This window comes from Natronococcus sp. A-GB7, assembly GCF_029688865.1.
Taxonomy (GTDB): Archaea; Halobacteriota; Halobacteria; order Halobacteriales; family Natrialbaceae; genus Natronococcus.
Genome location: NZ_JARUKV010000006.1, coordinates 37,164 through 56,347 on the forward strand (window position 1 = coordinate 37,164; position 19,184 = coordinate 56,347).

At 66.5% G+C, this 19,184-nt stretch carries 19 protein-coding genes; 9 read left to right on the top strand and 10 right to left on the bottom strand.

What is annotated here, in order from left to right; all coding sequences use genetic code 11:
• Positions 1-254 precede the first annotated feature (254 nt).
• Positions 255-974 (top strand): phosphoadenosine phosphosulfate reductase family protein, encoded by a 720-nt coding sequence (locus QA609_RS07040; protein WP_278301886.1) that lies wholly within the window; start codon positions 255-257, stop codon positions 972-974.
• Between the two features lie 2 nt (positions 975-976).
• Complete coding sequence (locus QA609_RS07045; protein WP_278301887.1) at positions 977-1,345, top strand: hypothetical protein; 369 nt, start codon at positions 977-979, stop codon at positions 1,343-1,345.
• Positions 1,346-1,352: 7 nt separating this feature from the next.
• Here QA609_RS07045 and QA609_RS07050 read toward each other — a convergent pair whose 3' ends face one another.
• From QA609_RS07050 to QA609_RS07060, 3 genes are read right to left on the bottom strand one after another with little or no spacing between them, the layout of a single operon-like run.
• Complete coding sequence (locus QA609_RS07050; protein ID WP_278301888.1) at positions 1,353-2,870, bottom strand: tripartite tricarboxylate transporter permease; 1,518 nt, start codon at positions 2,868-2,870, stop codon at positions 1,353-1,355.
• Entirely contained in the window at positions 2,849-3,391 is a 543-nt protein-coding gene (locus QA609_RS07055; protein WP_278301889.1) for a tripartite tricarboxylate transporter TctB family protein, read from the bottom strand. Before QA609_RS07055 ends, QA609_RS07050 begins: the two co-directional genes overlap by 22 nt.
• Before the next feature lie 5 nt (positions 3,392-3,396).
• Positions 3,397-4,422 (bottom strand): tripartite tricarboxylate transporter substrate binding protein, encoded by a 1,026-nt coding sequence (locus QA609_RS07060; RefSeq protein WP_278301890.1) that lies wholly within the window; start codon positions 4,420-4,422, stop codon positions 3,397-3,399.
• Between the two features lie 395 nt (positions 4,423-4,817).
• Between QA609_RS07060 and QA609_RS07065 the strand changes: the two genes are divergently transcribed.
• Positions 4,818-5,771: a radical SAM protein gene (locus QA609_RS07065; RefSeq protein WP_278301891.1), complete on the top strand. Its 954-nt coding sequence runs from the start codon at positions 4,818-4,820 to the stop codon at positions 5,769-5,771.
• Here QA609_RS07065 and QA609_RS07070 read toward each other — a convergent pair.
• The 3 genes from QA609_RS07070 to trxA all read right to left on the bottom strand — a co-directional run bounded on the left by QA609_RS07070 (position 5,768) and on the right by trxA (position 8,049).
• Positions 5,768-6,472 (bottom strand): sugar phosphate nucleotidyltransferase, encoded by a 705-nt coding sequence (locus QA609_RS07070; RefSeq protein WP_278301892.1) that lies wholly within the window; start codon positions 6,470-6,472, stop codon positions 5,768-5,770. The two genes, QA609_RS07065 and QA609_RS07070, sit on opposite strands and share 4 nt — an antisense overlap.
• Positions 6,473-6,640: 168 nt before the next feature.
• Positions 6,641-7,693: an FAD-dependent oxidoreductase gene (locus QA609_RS07075; RefSeq protein WP_278301893.1), complete on the bottom strand. Its 1,053-nt coding sequence runs from the start codon at positions 7,691-7,693 to the stop codon at positions 6,641-6,643.
• A complete protein-coding gene (gene trxA / locus QA609_RS07080) occupies positions 7,690-8,049 on the bottom strand; it encodes a thioredoxin (protein WP_278301894.1) in 360 nt (119 codons plus the stop codon). Before trxA ends, QA609_RS07075 begins: the two co-directional genes overlap by 4 nt.
• Positions 8,050-8,273: 224 nt before the next feature.
• Here trxA and QA609_RS07085 point away from each other — a divergent pair, with 224 nt between their 5' ends.
• Positions 8,274-8,555: a hypothetical protein gene (locus tag QA609_RS07085; RefSeq protein WP_278301895.1), complete on the top strand. Its 282-nt coding sequence runs from the start codon at positions 8,274-8,276 to the stop codon at positions 8,553-8,555.
• A gap of 19 nt (positions 8,556-8,574) precedes the next feature.
• On the opposite strand, the gene QA609_RS07090 is transcribed toward QA609_RS07085, so the two are convergent.
• The 3 genes from QA609_RS07090 to QA609_RS07100 form a co-directional block, all read right to left on the bottom strand.
• Positions 8,575-10,428 (bottom strand): cation:proton antiporter, encoded by a 1,854-nt coding sequence (locus QA609_RS07090; protein WP_278301896.1) that lies wholly within the window; start codon positions 10,426-10,428, stop codon positions 8,575-8,577.
• A gap of 67 nt (positions 10,429-10,495) precedes the next feature.
• Entirely contained in the window at positions 10,496-11,521 is a 1,026-nt protein-coding gene (locus tag QA609_RS07095) for a sulfite exporter TauE/SafE family protein (protein WP_278301897.1), read from the bottom strand.
• Positions 11,522-11,524: 3 nt separating this feature from the next.
• Positions 11,525-11,677, bottom strand: a complete 153-nt coding sequence (locus tag QA609_RS07100) for a hypothetical protein (RefSeq protein WP_278301898.1) — start codon at positions 11,675-11,677, stop codon at positions 11,525-11,527.
• 360 nt (positions 11,678-12,037) lie between these two features.
• On the opposite strand from QA609_RS07100, the gene QA609_RS07105 reads away from it, so the two are divergent.
• From QA609_RS07105 to QA609_RS07125, 5 genes are all read left to right on the top strand, one after another.
• Entirely contained in the window at positions 12,038-12,874 is an 837-nt protein-coding gene (locus QA609_RS07105; protein ID WP_278301899.1) for a universal stress protein, read from the top strand.
• Positions 12,875-13,054: 180 nt separating this feature from the next.
• Positions 13,055-14,239 (top strand): glycosyltransferase, encoded by a 1,185-nt coding sequence (locus tag QA609_RS07110; protein ID WP_278301900.1) that lies wholly within the window; start codon positions 13,055-13,057, stop codon positions 14,237-14,239.
• Positions 14,236-15,423: a glycosyltransferase gene (locus QA609_RS07115; protein WP_278301901.1), complete on the top strand. Its 1,188-nt coding sequence runs from the start codon at positions 14,236-14,238 to the stop codon at positions 15,421-15,423. The genes QA609_RS07110 and QA609_RS07115 overlap by 4 nt, the downstream gene beginning before the upstream one ends.
• On the top strand, positions 15,420-16,322 hold the full coding sequence (locus QA609_RS07120) for a glycosyltransferase family 2 protein (protein WP_278301902.1): 903 nt from the start codon (positions 15,420-15,422) through the stop codon (positions 16,320-16,322). The genes QA609_RS07115 and QA609_RS07120 overlap by 4 nt, the downstream gene beginning before the upstream one ends.
• Positions 16,323-16,384: 62 nt before the next feature.
• The gene (locus tag QA609_RS07125) at positions 16,385-17,614 is read left to right on the top strand and encodes an O-antigen ligase family protein (protein ID WP_278301903.1); all 1,230 of its coding nucleotides are present in this window, start codon (positions 16,385-16,387) and stop codon (positions 17,612-17,614) included.
• 120 nt (positions 17,615-17,734) lie between these two features.
• Here QA609_RS07125 and QA609_RS07130 read toward each other — a convergent pair whose 3' ends face one another.
• Entirely contained in the window at positions 17,735-19,177 is a 1,443-nt protein-coding gene (locus tag QA609_RS07130; RefSeq protein WP_278301904.1) for an O-antigen ligase family protein, read from the bottom strand.
• Positions 19,178-19,184: the final 7 nt, after the last annotated feature.

Genomic DNA, 19,184 nt, shown 5'->3' on the forward strand with positions numbered 1-19,184 from the left:
TGATCGATCGTGGGCCCGATCGGCCGTTCGATGGTTGCACTCCTCCCGACGAGTGGGACTCTCGCCGCTGATTCCGTTCGCCGAAGTTGCCGCTTTCGGTGCCGCTGACCCGTTATTCGAGTCACCCGGACCTGCAGGCACAACGCACTTCCGTAATCCGATGATGTGCTTTGCTACCACGAAAACCACACGTACTATGATCCACAACTCGCCGCACCGATGCGTTCAGTACAGCCTCACCTCTCTCACCACCGATGTCGATTGAAATCGATATCGAGTCCGCCAGCTTCGACGAAAAGCTCGAGAAATCCCTCGAGGTACTCGACGAGGCCTGGGACAGGTTCGACGATCCGACGTTCACCTGCAGCTTCGGGAAGGACTCGAACGCCGTCCTCGACCTCCTCGCGCGATCGGACGCCGACCTCGAGAGCGACGTTGCCCTCTCCTTTCTCGACCACGGCAACCACTTCGAGTCGACCTGGGAGATGAAAGCCACCCTCGAGGACCGCTACGGCGTCGAGTTCGAAACGTACGAACCCGACTCGAGCTACGAGGAACTCGTCGCCGAACACGGTCCGCGCGTGAACCAGCGCAAGCCGGAGCTCTGCTGTCAGACGCTCAAGTCGGCGCCGATGGAGCGGATGGTCGACGGCTACGACGGCTGGATCACCGGTTACCGGATGGACGAGGGGCTCGACGACGGCGAGGGCGAGGGGAGCTACGAGTGGCGAAAGCACCTCGACTTCTTCGAGGAGAAAGAAGCGGTAACTCGGATCAACCCGATCGTCCACTGGACGACCGAGGACGTCTGGGAGTACCACGAGCGGCGTGATATCCCGTACAACGAACTCTACGACGAGGGGTTCGAGTGTCTCGGCTGCAAGCAGTGTACGCTGGACGGCGACCCGCTGTTCGCCTACGACAGCATTCGCCGGGTCGGCGACGGAACGGAACCCGAGGAGGCCGGCGACTGACGATGACGGTCGACAGACAGTCTCCGGACGAGATCGTGGATCACCTGCTCAGGAGAACTGACGACGACGAACTCGTCCTCTACCTGGACGAGGAGACCGAACTGCCCGTCTCGATCAGGCGCCCGCTCCACCTCCCCAGCTCCGTCCAGGGTGGCGTCGAGGGCGGGAGCATCCGCTACTCGGTGCTGGCGGACGACCAAGCGGTCGAGGAGCTAGAGCTGCCGGCTCGAGAGGGCGTTATCGCCGCCGAGGAGCTCGAGCCCGACTCCTGGACGCGCTCCCGCCTCGAGTTCCACGACCAGCACGCCGAGGACGAGTTCGGCGACCTCGAGCGCTCCGACGAGGTCGTCGCGGTCGCCGACGCACCGTAACCTCCCCCTAATTCTTGACCGCGGTCACGACCAGCGAGAGTGCGATGAGTGCGAGCAGGCCGACCGCGATAGAGCTGTTGAACAGGAACGCGGTGGCGCTCTCTCCGGTCAGCAGCCAGCCGGTGACGAATCCGGACTCGGCGATGTCGCCGAGGATCACCCCCAGGACGAGACTGACCAGCGGGTAGTCGTAGACGACGAACAGCACGCCGAGCAGCCCGAACAGGAGCACGATGTAGAGGTCGACGGGCGCGTTCCGGACCGCGAAACCGCCGACGACCGCCAGCACCGCAACCGACGGAATGATATAGCGGATAGGAATGTATGCCAGCTTCCCGAAGTACTGCGAGCCGGCGAGCCCGTAGATCAGAATCAGGACGTTACCGACGAACAGCGAGAGGATCATCGCGTACACGATGTCGCCCGAGGCGTCGAACAGGCCGGGACCGGGGTTGAGTCCGTGGAGCGCGATCGCACCCAGTAGCGCCGCCGTCGCGCCGCTGCCGGGGATGCCGAGGGTGAGCGTCGGGATCAGGGCGCTACCCTGGGTCGCGTTGTTACTCGAGTCCGCCGCGATGACGCCCTCGATGATCCCGCTGCCGAATCGGTCGGCGAGTTCGTCGTTGGCCCAGCGCTTGGCCTCGTTGTAGGAGACGAAGTTCGCCACGTCGGCGCCGGCGCCGGGCAGCGAGCCGATGAACGTCCCGATGAGCGCGCCGCGGACGAACCCGACCGGCCGCGAGACGACCGCTCGAGCCGCGTCGTACACCTCGGAAGCCCCGCGCTGGACGGTGTTATCGCCGGTGACGACGGTCCCGCGGTAGGCCAGCCAGAACACCTCCGCAAGCACGAACAGCCCGATGAGGACGACGACGAAGTCGACGCCCTCGAGCAGCGCCGTCTGCCCGAACGTGGCGCGGGGCTGTGCGAGCTGCGGGTCGTTCCCGATCGTCCCGATCAGCAGCCCGAACGCCCCGGCGAGCAGGGCCTTCGAGAGCGACGACCCCTTCGCCGCGGGGATGATCGTCAGGGCGAACACCGCAAGCAGGAACATCTCCGGGTTGCCGAAGTTGAGCGCGAAATCGGAGATCGGCGGGGCGAACACGAGCAGGAACGTCGCCGCGATCAGGCCCGCGAGCCCCGAGACGATCGCCGAAACCGCGAGCGCGTAGATCGCCCGGCCCTGTTTGGTGAGTTCGTACCCGTCCCAGCAGGTGACGATCGACCCCGGCGCGCCGGGGGTGTTGATGAGGATCGCCGGGATCGAGCCGCCGTAGACGGCCCCGCCGTAGGCCGAGACCAGAAAGATCAGCGCGACGGTCGGCTCGAACGGGATCGTCACCGGGGTGAAGAGAATGATCGTCATCGTCGCGGAGAACCCGGGGATCGCCCCGAAGACGATGCCGACCGCCGTCCCCAGCAGGATTGCGAACAGCACGTACGGGCTCGAGAGAATGCCGAGCGCGCCGTCGATCGCTGCGGGAAAGAGGAGTCCGAGCATGGTCACAGGGGGATCATCAGCCACTGGACGAACACGAGCCAGACGCCGATCGCGAAGCCGAGCGAGTACCCAGCGAGCGCGAGCGGGTTCCGCTCGCCGAACAGGTACAGCGTGGCCGCGAGGAAGGCGACCGTCGCGGCGAGAAAGCCGATCGGCTCGAGCGCGACGATGTAGCCGGCAGTCAGCACGATCAGCACCGCTGCGCTTCGAACGGTGAAGACGGCCTCCTCGTCGGCCTCGGGGTCGCTGTCGGGGTCGAACGCGGCCGCCGCGCTCTCGACGCCGCCGTCACCGCCACCGCGGGGATCGTCGCCGCCGCCGACGGAGACGGCCTGGACCGCCACGGTCACGACCGCGAGCGCGATAGTCGTGTACAACAGCGGTCCCGCGTACAGCATCGAGAGCTCCGGGAGGGCGCGCGTATCCCAGTAGTAAAACAGGCAGAACGCCAGGACGAGCCCCGGAAACAGGAGCTCGCCCGTGTCGATCTCGAGCGTTCGCGAGCCGGTACTCATCGTCACCGTCGGCGGCGTAATTCTCGTCATCGTCGTTATCGATCGTAGATGAAGTTCTCGACCACGTCGGCGTACGTTTCCATGAACTGTGAGGTCTCTTCGACTTCCGCTTCGGTCTCGTCGGGGCCGCGGTACTCGAGGATCTCGTCGAGCCCGCCCTGGTTTTCGGCCTCGGCGAGGAACGTCTCGTCCTCGAGAGCCGCGGCGTAGGTATCGGCGAGGCGCTCGAAGCGCTCGGGGTCGTTTTCCCGGAGCCCGCCGGGAACCACCACGAGTTTCCACTGCCCGAGCCCCTCCTCGACGAGCGGGACGTCCTCGAGTCCGAGATCGGCGAACGATGGCGTATCGGGCCAGAGCTCCTGTGGCTCGGCGGTGTGCGAGCCCAGGGCAAGCACGTCGCCGACGTGGTCGGGGTTGAACGCCCACGGCTGGTTGACGCCCGCGTCGACGTCGCCCGCGAGGACGGCCTGGCGGACCTCCGATCCGCCCTCCATGTTGACGACCGTCAGGTCGAGATCGTAGGTGTCCTCGACCAGCAGCGCCGACAGCGCCGTGTTCCCGATGGCGGAGGTGATTCCGACGGTCGCGCCGTCCTCGCGGGCGTAGTCGACGAACTCGGCGAGGTCGTCGTACGGCCGATCGAGCGGGGCGAACCACATCGTCGGGTCCCAGTGGTGCGTGCCGAGGTAGTCGAACGACTCCATCCGGTAGGGCGCGTTCTGGAACAGCCACGTCGCCTGCATCTGTGGCATGTTCCACATCGCGACCGTCGTACCGTCCGGATCGGCGTTGTATAGCTCCTCGCCGCCGACCTGGGTCGAGCCGCCGGGGTAGTTCTCGACGACGAACTCGATACCGAGCCGATCGGACCACGCCGGCGTCGTGATTCGCATCGCCCGGTCGGTTCCCCCGCCCTGGGCCCAGGGAACGACCGCCGTAACTCTCGCGTCGTCGAACCGTTCGGTGACGCCGAACGCTTCGGCGCCGTACGCCGCCGTTACCGAGAGTCCCGTAACGCCGGCCGCGAGAAACTCCCGTCTACCGAGGTCTGTGAGTGTCATTGGTTGCTATGTTCGTCCCCCGAAACCGTTGCACCGACCCGACCGAGGACACGTTTCGGATCGGCTCTCCTCCGGTGGCCGTCGACCGACCGTCACGTTCGACGACGCCGACGACCGCGACGGATCGGCGCCGGCCGCCGGTACGGTCGCTCACTGCTCTAAATGTTACTTCGTGTATATGTACAGTAATCCGCTTTCGGGGTTGGGGGTTCTGCCTGCGTGTGCAGCGAAAGATCATGAAGGATTCTCGGTGACGGATCTCGCGGAGAGTCCGATCGGTGCCTCGAGAATCGTTTCGAGCGTTCACGATCCGTCGACCGGTGAACCCGACGGAGTATCGTGACCCGTGATACCTTCCAACAAGGGTTTGGCGATCGGCGGCCATACCGTTTCGCATGGGATCCGGTTCACCGGCGACGACGCCGAACGCGCGCTCACTTCCGCCCGAGACCCTCGAAGCGCGGGTCGACGACCTCTGGGAGCGCTACGCCGACTGCGACCTCTGTGCGTACGACTGCGGGGTCGACCGCACTGCCGGCCGCGTCGGCACCTGCCAGGTCGACGACACCGCGTACGTCTCGACGTACTTCCCACATTTCGGCGAGGAGGACTGCCTGCGCGGTCACAACGGGAGCGGAACGATCTTCCTCGCGAACTGTAACATGAAGTGCGTCTTCTGCCAGAACTTCGAGACCAGCCACGAGGCGCGCGGCGAGCCGGCGACGCCCGCGGAGATCGCCGAGATGGCCCTCGAGCTCGAGGCGAGGGGCTGTCACAACGTCAACTTCGTCTCCCCGACCCACCACTCCCCGCACCTGGTCGAGGCCGTCCGGATCGCCACCGAGGCCGGACTGGATCTGCCGATCGTCTGGAACTGCGGGGGGTACGAGCGACCGGAGATCCTCGAGCGACTCGAGGGGATCGTCGATATCTACATGCCCGACGTGAAGTGGGGCGAGGACGCCGCTGCGGCGACGTACTCGAAGGCGCCGAACTACTGGTCGAACGTCACCGACTCGCTGCGTGAGATGCACCGACAGGTCGGCGATCTCCGGCTCGACGACACCGGGCTCGCGACGGGCGGGCTCCTCGTGCGCCACCTCGTCATGCCCAACCACGTCGAGAGCGCACAACGGGTGCTCGAGTTTCTCGCCGACGAGATTTCGACGAAGACGTTCGTCGACGTGATGGCGCAGTACCAACCCTACTACAAGGCGGCCGAAGCGGAGTTCTACGAGGAGATCAATCGTCCGATCACCGCCGACGAGTACGCTGCGGTGGTCGACCACGCCCGCGACGTCGGCCTCGAACGACTCTATCTCGACCGTTCGATGCTGGCCGAGCGCTAATCGATCAGCTCTTCGGCCCGCTCGACGTCCTCGGGCGCGTTGATATTGATCCGTTCGCCCGGCAACTCGACGGCGTCGACGTGTCGACCCGCCCGCGCCAACAGGCCGACGGCCTCGCTGAGTTCGTACTCGCCGCGGTCTGACGGCTGCGCGAGCGCGAGCGCGTGGAATATTTCGGGTGGCAGGACGTAACAGCCGGTCGTCACCAGCCGGGACGGCGGGTCGTCGGGCTTCTCGACGATCTCCCTGACCTGGCCGTCCTCGACGTCGACGACGCCGGTTTCACGGGCCGTCTCGCGGTCGACCTTCTCGAGGAGCAATGCACCCTCCGCGTCGGTGGATTCGACGCGCTCGAGGGCTGGTCCGATCCCGCCGTTGAAGACGTTGTCGCCGTTGAGGACGACGAACGGGCCGTCGACGTGTGGCTCCGCCAGCGAGACCGCGTGACCGAGCCCTCGTTGCTCGCGTTGGTGGAGGTAGCTGATCGGGATACCGGCGTAGGCGTCGCCGTAGCGGTCGACGATCGCCTCCTTGCGGTAGCCGACGACGACGAGGAGTTCGTCGACGCCGGCCTCGAGCAGCGTCTCGAAGACGTGGGTGAGGATCGGTCGCCCGTCGACCTCGACGAGCCCCTTCGGTTTCTCGTCGGTCAGCGGACGCAGCCTCGTCCCTTCCCCGGCCGCGGGAACGACTCCCTTCATGCGAACTCGTATCGCACTCGCGGGGCTAAAGCCGTGGGCTTTCGTCCAGCAGATTAGTAAGAAAAGAAGAAAGTATTTATTTCAATAGTTTTCAGTTTGAATTGCAGCCGGCGGAGTCACCGACGCCGCACCCCATGCATCTCGGTCGGCTGCAACTCCCCCACCGTTTTACTGCGCAGTCGGCTCCGCAAGGGCTCGAGACGCCGAGCGAACGGCCTGTGCCTCGAGCCACGCCTCGGCGTCGAGGGCGGCCATGCTCCCGGTACCCGCCGAGGTCACCGCCTGGCGGTAGTCGGGATCCATCACGTCTCCCGCGCCGAAGACGCCCTCGAGCGCGGTCTCGGTCGTCATCCCCTCGCGGGTCTCCAGGTGGCCGGAGTCGTCGAGTTCGATCGCGGTGTCCTCGAGGAAGTCGGTGTTTGGAACGTGGCCGACGCCGTAGAAGATCCCGCCGACGTCGACGGTCTCTCGCTTGACCTCGGTCGTGGCCTCCGGCGCCGCGCTCCCCTCGAGCTTCTCCATCGGGTGACCGTCGGGATGGGAAACGAGCGTCGCGCCGGTGACGCCGTCATCCCGGGAGCCGTGGATCTCGAGGAGCTCCGCGTTCCAGCGGAAGGCGATCTTCTCGTGATCGCGAGCCCGCTGAGCCATCACCTCGGAAGCGCGCAGCTCGTCGCGTCGGTGGACGACCGTCACCGAGTCGGCGAACTTCGCGAGGAACAGCGCCTCCTCCATCGCCGAGTCGCCCCCGCCGATCACGAGGACGTCGTCGCCGCGGTGGAAGGCGCCGTCGCAGGTCGCACACGTCGAGACGCCGTACCCCATCAGCTCGTCCTCGCCGTCGGCGCCGACCCAGCGGGCGCTGGCGCCGGTCGCGACGATCAGCGCTCGCGTTCGGACGAGGTCGCCGTTCGCGAGCTCGAGTTCGAACGGGCGGTCCTCGAGCTCTGCGTCCTCGACGGTGCCGTGGCGAAAGTCGGCGCCGAACCGTTCGGCCTGTTCCTTCCCGCGCTGGATCAGCTCCATCCCGCCGACGCCCTCGGGAAAGCCGAGGTAGTTCTCGACGTCGGTGGTCAGGGTGAGCTGGCCGCCCGGTTCGGGTCCCTCGAGGACGAGGGGGTCGAGATCGGCCCGCGCGGCGTAGACGGCGGCCGAGAGACCGGCGACGCCGGAGCCGACGATTACGACGTCGCGAACGGTTGCGTTCGAGTCCCCGCTCATTCGGTGTAGCGCTCGATCAGGCTGCGGAGGCGGTCGGCCGGCAGGGCGCCGGTGTGCTGTTCGACCTGCTCGCCGTCGGCGAACATCAGCAGCGTGGGGACGCCGCGGACGCCGTAAGCGGCGGCGAGTTGCTGGTTGCTGTCGACGTCGACTTTCGCGATCGTCGCGTCCGTTTCGGCAGCCAGCCCGTCGAGGACGGGCTCGAGCATCTGACAGGGGCCACACCAGTCGGCGTAGAAGTCCACGAGTACGACGTCGCGGTCGCTCACGATCGTCTCGAGGTCGTCCTCGCCGTCGACGTAGAGCGGTTCGTTCGTCGGCCGGTCCGCCGAGGGACTGGTTGCATCGGTTGTCATCACGTTCACGTACGGGCCGGAGACGCTTAAAGGTTTTGCAGGTCGTGTACAATACAGTACACCGCGGTCGCAGTTGAACACCTCCTGCTTCGAGGTTTTGACCACGTTCTGGCCACTATACAGCGAAATGTGCTATGGTTCGGGACCGTGTCCCGGTCGATAGCTCCTTCGAAATTGCACGTACTATGCAAAGAATTACGGGCGTCGAACTCGTCTCACGAACTATGAGTGAACGATCCGAGACGGTTCGCGTCTGGCTGGTCGAGCGAACCTATTCCGACGACGAACAGAATCTTATTATCCTGGTGTACGCGACGCCCGACGGCGAGCGGTACTTCCGGAAGGAGCGGGCGCTCACGAGTTCGACCGACGACCGACCGACGACGGCCGCGGTGACCGTCGCCCCGTCGAACCTCGGCGCCGTCGACGATCCGGAGCTCCGGGAGCAGTACGCGACGGAAGCGAGCCGGATGGCCGAGGTCCACGAGCCGGACGACGCGATCTAGCGGTCTTCGCTCCTGCCGATCAGTCGTGTGGATGGAACCGCTTGACCGCGCGGTCGACCGCCTCCGTCCGCCCAAGGAAGGTGACCCGGTCGCCGTCGCGCAGCACGTGGTCGCCAGTCGGCACCTCGGTCTGCCCGTCGCCGTGGGTCACCAGCCCGACGAGACAGCCGTCGGGGATCTCGGCGTTGAGCTCGGCGATCGTCTTCCCGACGAGATCCGTCGCCGTCACCTCGATCTCCTGGACGTCACCCGTTCGGCCGAGTTCGTTCATCCACGCCGACAGCGACGGACGCTCGAGGACGTTCTCGAGCGACCACGCGGTCGCCATCGAGAGGTCGATCGCGCGGACGCCCAGCGATTCGAACGCCTCGACGTTGCCGGGCTGGTTGACCCGCGAGGCGACCGTCTCGACGTCGAAGCTGGTCCGTGCGAGCTGGCAGGCCAGCAGGTTTGCGTCGTCGTCAGGCGTCGTTGCGATAACGTTTTTCGCCTCGTCGATCCCCGCCCGCTCGAGGACGTCGGCGTCGGTGCCGTCGCCCTCGAGGGCGCGCAGTCCCCGTTCGCGGATCCGTTCGACCGCGTCCGGGTCCTCGTCGACGACGAGGACGTTCTCTCCGTCCCGTTCGAGCCGTTCTGCGAGGGAGAGGCCGACTCGTCCCCCGCCGATGATTATCGTACGCATTGGTGAGACTCCGAGGTAGGTCGCGATCTGTCGTGCGAGGCCGGCCTGGAGGACGACCGTCGCGAAGATGATCAAGAAGACGGTACCAGCCAGCAGCTGGGCCTCCTGTGGCTGCCCGAGCGTCTGGAGTTCGACCGCAAACAGCGTCGCGACGCTCGCGGGGATGATCCCGCGGGGACCGACGGCGCTGAGAAAGAGCCGCTCGTCCCGCGTGAACCGCTCGCCGGTCGTCGCCAGATAGATCACCGCCGGCCGGAGCACGAGCGTGATCGCGACGACGACGGCGATCCCGGCGACCCCGAGGGTCGCGATGTCGCCGAAGTCGATCAGTGCCGCCAGCGCGACGAAGATAAACGAGAGGACGACGACCGAGAGATCGTCCAGGAAGTCGACGACGTCCTCGTGGTGGGGGAGGTCGACGTTGCCGAGCGCGAAGCCGGCCATCGCCGCGGCGGCGATCCCGGTCTCGCTCGCGAGCAGCTCCGCGCCGCCGTAGGCGACGACGATTCCCGCGAGGACGACCAGTCGAGCGTGCAGCGGCGCGGTCCCGGGCGAGAGGTTGCCCCGGCTGAGAAACAGCCAGACGGCGCCGGCGACGGCGGCGCCGACGGCCAGTCCGATCGCCAGCCGACCCCCGAACTCGCCGAGGAGCCGCAGTGGACCGCCGTCGCTGGCGATCAACACCTCGAAGACGACGACGACCAGGATCGCGGCGGTGACGTCGTTGAGCACGCCCTCGCCCTCGAGGACGGCCGCGACGTGATCCCGGACGGTGACGACCTGGAGGATGGGGCCGATCACCGTCGGCCCGGTCGCGATCAGCAGGGCGCCGACCAGCAGGCCGACCTCGAGGCTCGTGTCGAGGAAGACGACGACGGCGGCCGCGGTTCCCAGCCAGGTGATCGCCGCGCCGACTGTCGTGAGCCGCAGTAGGGCCGTCGGGCTCTCCCTGAGCTTCTCGAGGCGGAGGTGGTAGCCCCCCTCGAAGAGGATGATCGCGACGCTGACGCCGACCATCACGGGGAGTCCCTCGCCGAAGGTCGCCTGCGAGACGAGGCCGAGCCCCTCCGGACCGATCGCGACGCCCGCGAGGATCAGAAACAGGACGCTCGGGATCCGAAGCCGATCCGCGAACACGCGGGAGGCGACCCCGAGCGCCAACACGACGGCGACGACGCCGATCAGCGTCACGGGTGGGTACCCGGACGTGGGTCGATCGGAACGGCGCGACGATCGGTCGCTCGCGCGAAGGCCATCGTTATCCCTTACTATCGGTCGCCGACTGTGTATCCGTTTCGGCTCCCTCGGCCGATACGAGCACCTGATAGAGGATGATCGAGGCGACGGCGAACGACGAGCCGACGAGCAGGACGACGCTGAGCACGTCGAGCGCGCCCGTTCCCAGCCAGTTGGCGAGCTCACTGAGTCCGATCCCGGCGCTGGCCAGCACCATCATGATCCCGAAGTAGACGATCACGTCGTCTTCCTCGACGATCGCGGTCGCCGCCGAACCGATGCGTGCGCCCAGCGCGCTGCCGACCAGCAGCAGGGAGACGACCGCGAGGTCGACGCCCCCGGACATCCCGTAGGTGAAGGTGCCGAACGCGCCCGAGAACAGTCCGGCGAACAGGCTCGTCCCGACGGCCGCGGTCAGGGGCGTCCCGATCAGATAGTAGATCGCGGGCATCCGGATGAACCCGCCGCCGACGCCGATCAGCCCCGAGATGAGACCGACGCCGCCGCCGGAGCCGAGGATCGTCCACAGCGAGGCCCGCCCGCCGGAGGTCAGCGAGAGCATCGGCGGCACCTCGTAGGACTGGATTTTCCGGGCGACCGGGGGGATCTCCTCGTCGCTGACTTCGTCGTCATCGTCCTCGGCGTCCTCGAGCCTGTAGGCCCGTCGCAGAAACAGGAGTCCGATCCCCGCCAGCAGGACGACGTACGCGACGCCGGTGACGAGTCCGGCGATCCCCAGGGCCTCGAGACCGAAGACGAGTCGACTCCCGAGTTCGATCCCGATCGAGAGGACGACGAAGAGGAGGGCTCCGAGCCTGTAGTCGACCTGTCCGACGTCGTAGTGTTTCAACACGGCGATGACGGACGTGCCGAAGTAAAACGCCAGGCCGCTACCGATCGCGACGGGCGCGGGGTAGCCCAGTATCAGCAGCGTCGGGGTGATCAGGAACGACCCGCCCATCCCGAAGAAGCCAAACAGCACGCCGACCGCGAAGCCGAAGCTCACGAACAGCGCCAGCAGGGCCGGGGAGAGGCCGAGTAGCTCCATCGGTTACGCGCTCGCGCTCGTAACTCGATCGATCAGCGGCGATGCAACTCGCTCGAGGATTCCGTAGCCGACGTAGAGGGCGACCGCTTGCAGGAAGACGACGCCGACGAGCGCCGTCGCCTGTGCGAGCGGCGGGAGACCGGCGAACTCGATCATTCGTTTCGACCTCCGTTCGCTATGGGTTGTGTGCGCGTCATGGATTTCTACTCACTACTCACTACCCGGGACGAGTGTATAACGCTTTTGGGATTGTAGAACAATATTACTGCAGAGAATCGCACGGATATCCAACGAGAATATTCCGGTACGTTACGGGAATATAGGGGTTCGGAGCGGATGGTTCGACGTCGCTTGAGCGGCGCAACCGAACGCGCTCTCGCGGAAGTCGGTACCCGGTAGTTTCGATTCGTCGCGTTCGTCCTCCTCGATTCGGTTCGTTCGTCATTCGTCGTTTTGACGAACGGTTGGTATTGGATTACCCAAACAATATTATAGCGCCGGCCCCGTACCACTGATATGAAAGCGGTACTCGCAACGGATCTCTCGGCGGCCAGCGAGGCGACGATCCGGAACGAAACCTGTCTCGACTGTCTCGGACGGATCGGTATCGAGGAGTTTCACCTCGTGACGGTCGTCCCGTCGAACGTCCACGCGGGAATGCCCGGTATCGACTTCGAGAAACGTCGAACGAAAGCGATCCGACGGTACAGTCGGGTGATCGAGGACGCCGGGTTCGACGTCGAAACCCACGTCGTTCGCGGCACGCCTCACCGACGGATCATCGGTATCGCCAACACCATCGGCGCGGGTCTCACGGTCGTCGGCTCTCGCGGGAAGAGCCCACTCGAGAACCGCGTCGTCGGGTCGACCGCGCGCAACCTCGCCCGGACGACCGAGACGCCGCTGCTGGTCAACCGGATCGAGCGCGGCGTCGACGACCCCGAGGTCGTCCGACAGCACCTCTTCCAGCGGATGCTGTACGCGACCGACTTCTCCGAGAACGCCGACCGCGCGTTCGAGACGTTCTCCTACCTGCGACACGCCACGCAGGAGGCGACGCTCGTCCACGTCGCTACCCCGAAGGATCCCGATCTCCCCGAGGGGGGCGACCCCGAGCCGCGACTGGGGGAGCTGGCAGCAGAGCTCGAGGACTGGGGGATCGACACCGAGACCGTCGTCAGGCAGGGCGACCCCGCCGAGGAGATCCTCGCTACGGAGGCCGCGGTGAACCCGACGACGGTGCTGGTCGGCTCGCGGGGACACAGCCGCCTCCGTCGACTGCTGCTGGGCAGCGTCTCCGAGGAGCTCGTCGCTCGAGCGACCGGGAACGTGATGCTCGTTCCGCCGGCGTAAGCGGGGACTTCGTCCGCTCGACGGGGTCCGAGCGAGATCCCTTCGGAGGAGCGTGCTTGCAATAGAAGGGTGTGAGGTCCTGTAACGGTCGATCCATGTCGGAACCTTGAACTTGCCGTTGACGCAAAACGGGGTAGGACACGCGTTGCGATCCGCCGACGGGCGGTCCCCTCCGACACCATGCTCGAACTCACGCTCCTGGCCGTCCTCGTCGTCTCCGCTCTCCTGTTGGTCCACTCGTATCTCCTCTATCTCCCCGCGCTGGCGCTGCTGTCTCGACTCACTTCGAACCCGGCGTCATCGACTCCGAACACCCTCCCCTCGGTCGCACTCGTCGTCGCCGCGTACAACGAGGAGGAGATCATCGCCGAGAAGATCGAGAACAGCCTGGAACTCGACTACCCCGAGGACCGACTCTCGATCGTCGTCTTCTCGGACGCCTCCTCGGATCGAACCGACGAGATCGTTCGCTCCTACGCCGACGAGGGGGTCGACCTCGTCCGCATCGAGGGGCGGGTCGGCAAGACCGGGTGCCAGAACCGGGTCGCCGACGCCGTCGACGAGGAGATCATCGTCTTCTCGGACGCGAACAGTATGTACGAACCCGAGGCGATCCGCAAGCTGGTGGCGTCGTTCGGACCCGACGTAGGGTGTGTCGTCGGCGAGCTCAAGTACCGCGACTCGAGCGACGTCGATGGCGAGTCGATCTACTGGCGCTACGAGTCGCTGATCAAACGCCTCGAGTCGGCGGTCGGCTCGTCGGTGACCGGAAACGGCGCTATTTATGCGGTCCGCAACTCCTCGTACGTCCCCCTTCGACGGGGTGCGATCAGCGACTTCGCGGAGCCGCTGGCGATCGTCGCGAACGGCGAGCGGGTCGCGTACACCCCCGACGCGGTCGCCTGGGAGAACACCGAGGAGACGGTCGACGACGAACTCGACCGTCGGAGCCGGATCGTCACACGATCGTGGCACACCGTCGCGAACAACGCCGAGCTGCTCAACCCCGTTCGGTACCCGGTGTTTTCGTTCCAGCTCCTCTCTCACAAGGTGCTCCGGTGGCTCTCGCCGATCCTTCTCGCCGTCGCCCTCCTCTCGAACCTCGCGCTCGTCCTCGTCTCGGCGAGCCCCATCTACCTGGCGCTGTTCGGGGCCCAGCTGGCGTTCTACGCGCTCGCGCTCGTCGGCGCCGCCCTCGACCGAACCTCGCTCTCGCCGCCGACGCTCGTCCACGTCCCCCATTTCTTCCTCGTCGCGAACTACGGCATGCTCGTCGGCCTGTGGAACTTCCTCCGGCGGGAGAACATCGTCACCTGGAACACGACCGCTCGAGACTCGACCCAGAACGAGGAGACCGAACCATGACCCACGTCGTCCACCTCTCGTCCGTCCACTACCCGTTCGATCCGCGCATCTTCCACAAGCAACTACAGACCCTGTCGGCCGCGGGCTACCGGACGACCCTGCTCGTCCACCACGACGAGTCGATCGTCCGCGAGAACGTCGACGTACGCTCGGTCGGCGACGTCGAGACGCGACTCGAGCGCTGGCGCAACCTGCCGACGCTGTTCCGGGCGGCGCGGGCCGAGGACGCCGACGTCTACCACGTCCACGATCCGGAGCTGTTGCCGATCGGGCTGGCGCTCTCGCTGACCACGGACGCGAAGGTCGTCTACGACGTCCACGAGGACTACGCGGATGCGATTCGCGTTCGCGAGTGGATTCCCGACGCGGTCAAGCCCATCCTGCAGCGGGCGTTCCCGGCCGTCCAGGCGGCGCTGACCCGACCGCTGGATCTCGTCGTCACGGCCGACGACTCGACTCGAGAGAAGCTCGCCTCGCGGACGAGTACGCCCGTCGAGACGATTCGGAACCTGCCGAAAGTCGCGGGGATCGAGACCGACCGGGCCGATCTCGAGCGCTCCCACGAGCACGTGCTGGCCTACGTCGGTGGGCTCGACCGCGAGCGGGGACTGCTGGACATGCTGACGGTCACCGCCCGGCTACGGGAGGCGGGTCTCGACGTCGGGCTCTGGCTGCTCGGGTCGTTCCAGAACGAGGAGATCGAGCGCGAGGCCCGACGGTACATGGACGAGACGGGGATCTCGGAGCACGTCCGGCTGTTCGGCTACGTCGACTACGACGAGATCTTCTCCTCTCTCTCGGCGGCCGATATCGGCCTGTTGCTCGTCGACGAGGAGCGCTTCGAGCGCAACGTCCCGACGAAGTTCTTCGAGTACCTCTACTGTGGCCTCCCCGTCGTGCTGACCGAAGTGCCGTCGCTCGAGCCCTACGCCGATTCGGACTACTGCGTCTCCGTTCCCGAAGGCGACCTCGAGCGGGCGACGACGGAGATCGAACGCCTGCTCGAGGACGCCGATACCCGGCGGGCGATGAGCGACGCGGGGCGCGAGGCGGTCGTCTCGGAGTACAGCTGGGAGGTCGAACGGGACCGGCTGCTCGCCGCGTACGCACAGCTGGTGGGGACTCCAGGAACCGACGACGTCGTCGGACCGACCGACGAAACCGCACGGAGCGACGATACATGACTACCGTTTCAGTTATCACGCCGACGTACAACCGGGCGGAGACCCTTCCGCGAGCGATCGAGAGCGTCCTCGCACAGAGCTACGGGGGGTTCGAACACGTGATCGTCGACGACGGCTCGACCGACGACACCGCGGCCGTCGTCGAGCGCTACGACGACGACCGCATCGAGTATATCCGACTCGAGGGGAACAACGGGGCGAACGTCGCCCGAAACGAGGGGATTCGGGCGGCCTCCGGAGAGTACGTCGCCTTCCTCGACTCCGACGACGAGTACTACCCGCGCAAGCTCGAGAGCTGCGTCGCCGCCCTCGAGTCGCTGCCCGAGACCTACGGCGGCGTCTTCCACGGCTACGACATCTATCGGGGTGAGGAGTACCTCGGCCCGGAAGCCACCCGCGAGGGCCGCGTGACGCGGTCGGCTCTCGGCGAGGCGAACGTCCCCGGCAGCTTCATCACGACGACGTTTCGCGCGTCCGTCTTCGACGCCGTCGGCGACCTCGACGAGGCGATGGCCTCCTCACAGGACTACGAGTTCTACCTGCGGGTCGGCCGGGAGTACGACCTCTACGGACTGGGCACGATCCTGGCGAAACACTACCGTCGGGCGGACTCGATCTCACTCGACGTCGCGGCGAGACGCGAGGGGAAGGCCCAGCTCGTCGAGCGCCACGGCGACGTGTTGACCGACCGCCGACACGCCCACCACCACTACCTGCTCGGGCTGACCCACGCGAGACGCGGCGAGATGGCGACGGCGCGACGGGAGCTCGCCAGGGCGATCCGGCTCCACCCGACGAACCCGTTCCCCTACGTCCACCTCGCGACCTGCGTGACGCCGCGAACGTTCGCCGCCGGGATGGACGTGAAACGACTGGTGAAGCGCCTCATCGGCCGATGACGGGCCACCCACCCGTTTCGAATTGGCAAGGCACATCAACGGAACTCAAATACTATCTATAGATGCGTCTCCACGATGATGATCTCGATGCTGCCGTCGCCGTCTGCTACGTCGCGTTCGTCTTCTCCGGCGTGTACAAAAGCGCCTGGTACCTCGAGTGGTCGCCGATCGATCTGACGGTGTTGCTCGGCGGGGCAACCGTCGGGCTCTCCGCGCTGCTGATCGCCGTCGGGCGGCTCGAGCTCACGCTCCCGTCGGTCGTCATCCCCGCGCTGTTCGGCCTCTTCTCCGGCTACGCCGTCCTCTCCGGGCTCTGGACTCCGAGCACCGAGTACTACCTCTCCAAGTCGTTGCGGCTGGTCGGGGTGACCGGCCTGGCGCTCGGCGCGGGTTCGGTGGTCGTCGCGACGTCGTTCCGGCGGCTCCGGTACGCCGGGTTCGCCACGGCGGGGGTCGGCTTCGTCACCGCCCTCGAGATGCTGTATCGGTACCTGTTAGCCGGCGGCGGCGAGCTCTCCCCGTTCGGGACGAACTACCTGATTACGGGGCGGGCGATCGGGCTGGGGCTGTTGCTCGCGGTCGGCTACCTCGTCCTCTCGCGAGAGGATCGAACGCTCACGGTCGCGGCGCTTTTCGGCGCCGTCGCGATGAGCTACGCCCTGCTCGTGAGCGGGGCTCGCGGACCGACAGTCGCCGTCGCCGGGTCGATCGGGCTGCTCGTTCTTGCGGGAATCGTCCTCGGAACGCTGCCGAACGGTCGGATCGCGCTGGCAGGGTACGGCGTCGCGGGGGTCGTTTCGCTGATCGGATTCGTCACCGTCGCCCGACAACTGCGGGGCATCCAGCGACTCCTCACGCTGGCCGACGGCCCGGGGCGCTCGCTCGGTCTTCGCTTCGGCTACTGGACGAACACGTTCGACGCCCTACACCCAGTCATGCTCCTCTTCGGCGAGGGATTGGGTGCCTGGCCGGTACTGATCGATCCGGGCTACGACACCCGCTACTACCCACACAATATCGTACTCGAGGTGCTGTTCGAACTCGGCATCGTCGGACTCGTGCTCCTCGGTGCGCTGTTCGGCTACGCGCTGTTGAACGCCGCCCGGGACTGGATCGACCACGGGGAGGCGACTCACGTCGTTCTCGGAGTCCTCTTCGCTTACATGCTCGTGAACGCGATGGTAACCGGTGACCTGAACGATAACCGGTTCCTGTTCGCGATCGTCGGCGTGATGGCCTACGCCGTCGGGAGTCGCCGAATCAGCTCCCTTCGACTGGGATCGACTCCCTGAGAGCGCAGCGGCACGCTCGAGGACGAGACGAGACGTGGCTCGAGTTCGACTATCGACCGCCGGTCGCCGACCGTCGATCCGCGGCGCTCTCCAGACCGATCCCCGCGAGTCGATCCGCCGCTACGGGCGCGGCTCGGTTCGGCGTCCGAATACGAGGTAGCCGACGGCGGCGGTCGCGAGCACCGCGCCGACGGACCAGTCGAACAGGGTGTAGGACTCGAAGAACTGGTGGATCGCCCAGCCGACGGCGAGTGCGAGCATCGCGACGTCGACCTCGCGGTAGTCGACCGTGCGTGCGACGATGCTGCCGGCGACGAGCCCGACGTAGGCGATCCCGCCGACGAGTCCGGTCTGGATAAGGACGACGAGATAGGAGTTGTGCGGCGTCGGCGCGCCGTCGCCGGGGAGGTAGGGCTCGATGACGGTGCTGGCCGGTCCGCTACCGTGCCCGAACAGCAGGGGGCCGTCGCCGATCGCGCTCAGGCTCGCGGCCCAGAGTTCGAACCGACCCGTCGCGGAGACGCCGACGACTTCGAGTGCCATCGCGGCGATGAGCCCGAACACGCCGAGGACAGTCGTCGCGACCGCGATCGGGACGAGCTTTCGGTCGCCGACGGCGTAGGCGGCGTAGATCGCCGTCGCAACCGCCGCGGCGAGCATCGCCGCTCGAGCGTTCGAGAGGAAGAGTCCGATCCCGCAGGTGACCGCGAGAATCGCGGCGACGGGCGTGCCGATCGGTCGTCGTTCGTCGAGCGAGCGGTGGAGTTCGACGACGGCGGCGACGAAGCCGGCGAACGACAGCAGGCCCAGCCCGTTCGGATTCGGGAAGATCGACTGCAGCGTCAGGATATCGGGGTCGAATCCGGGAACGCTCGGCGAGGACGGGGTGTACCGGCCGACTTCGAAGAGCCACAGCGTGTAGTCGCCGACGGCGTACGTCGCCAGTCCGAGCGCCACGACGACCGCGGCGAAAGCCGAGAGAACGCGAAGGAACACTCGTCCGGGAACGAGCCGGGGGAGTACGAAGAGACTCGTTCCCATCACCGTCGCGGCCCACACCGGCCACCGCGACTGCGGGCTCGAGGGAACGAACGCGAGCGTGTGTGCGAGGTAGACGCCGACGATCACCGCGAAGCAGCCGACGACGGCCCACTGGCCCACCGTATACCGTCTGGCGTCGGTGACGACCAGAACGTACGAGAGGAGGACGACGAACGCGAGGCCGATCCCGAGCACGCGGCTCGAGCCGATCCCAAACCCCGGCGAACTGGTCTGGTAGAGCAGGCCGGCGACGACGACCGCGATACCGAACACGGAGAGGATCGCCGCCCACCGGTGCGTCCGACTCTCGTCGGTACCGACGGCGAGTCGAGTGCCGAGAGCCGCGCCGAGAACGACCGCAGCGACCGAGAGCTGCCACGCCAGGATCGCGTCGGTCGCGTGTGCGACGAGGACCAGAAACAGGTAGAGCCCGAACAGTCCGTAGATCACGCCCTCGAGGAGCCGATCGGGTTCCAGAGTCCCGACGGGAGACGAAGTCGAGTCTCGCTCAGCGGTGCTCACTGTCCTA

What these genes read in the sequence shown, in the direction of transcription:
- QA609_RS07040 (WP_278301886.1), top strand. Translation starts at nt 255, where the DNA reads ATGTCGATTGAAATCGATATCGAGTCCGCCAGCTTCGACGAAAAGCTC.
- QA609_RS07045 (WP_278301887.1), top strand. Translation starts at nt 977, where the DNA reads ATGACGGTCGACAGACAGTCTCCGGACGAGATCGTGGATCACCTGCTC.
- QA609_RS07055 (WP_278301889.1), bottom strand. Translation starts at nt 3,391, where the DNA reads ATGACGAGAATTACGCCGCCGACGGTGACGATGAGTACCGGCTCGCGA.
- QA609_RS07060 (WP_278301890.1), bottom strand. Translation starts at nt 4,422, where the DNA reads ATGACACTCACAGACCTCGGTAGACGGGAGTTTCTCGCGGCCGGCGTT.
- QA609_RS07065 (WP_278301891.1), top strand. Translation starts at nt 4,818, where the DNA reads ATGGGATCCGGTTCACCGGCGACGACGCCGAACGCGCGCTCACTTCCG.
- QA609_RS07070 (WP_278301892.1), bottom strand. Translation starts at nt 6,472, where the DNA reads ATGAAGGGAGTCGTTCCCGCGGCCGGGGAAGGGACGAGGCTGCGTCCG.
- QA609_RS07075 (WP_278301893.1), bottom strand. Translation starts at nt 7,693, where the DNA reads ATGAGCGGGGACTCGAACGCAACCGTTCGCGACGTCGTAATCGTCGGC.
- trxA (WP_278301894.1), bottom strand. Translation starts at nt 8,049, where the DNA reads ATGACAACCGATGCAACCAGTCCCTCGGCGGACCGGCCGACGAACGAA.
- QA609_RS07085 (WP_278301895.1), top strand. Translation starts at nt 8,274, where the DNA reads ATGAGTGAACGATCCGAGACGGTTCGCGTCTGGCTGGTCGAGCGAACC.
- QA609_RS07095 (WP_278301897.1), bottom strand. Translation starts at nt 11,521, where the DNA reads ATGGAGCTACTCGGCCTCTCCCCGGCCCTGCTGGCGCTGTTCGTGAGC.
- QA609_RS07100 (WP_278301898.1), bottom strand. Translation starts at nt 11,677, where the DNA reads ATGATCGAGTTCGCCGGTCTCCCGCCGCTCGCACAGGCGACGGCGCTC.
- QA609_RS07105 (WP_278301899.1), top strand. Translation starts at nt 12,038, where the DNA reads ATGAAAGCGGTACTCGCAACGGATCTCTCGGCGGCCAGCGAGGCGACG.
- QA609_RS07110 (WP_278301900.1), top strand. Translation starts at nt 13,055, where the DNA reads ATGCTCGAACTCACGCTCCTGGCCGTCCTCGTCGTCTCCGCTCTCCTG.
- QA609_RS07115 (WP_278301901.1), top strand. Translation starts at nt 14,236, where the DNA reads ATGACCCACGTCGTCCACCTCTCGTCCGTCCACTACCCGTTCGATCCG.
- QA609_RS07120 (WP_278301902.1), top strand. Translation starts at nt 15,420, where the DNA reads ATGACTACCGTTTCAGTTATCACGCCGACGTACAACCGGGCGGAGACC.
- QA609_RS07125 (WP_278301903.1), top strand. Translation starts at nt 16,385, where the DNA reads ATGCGTCTCCACGATGATGATCTCGATGCTGCCGTCGCCGTCTGCTAC.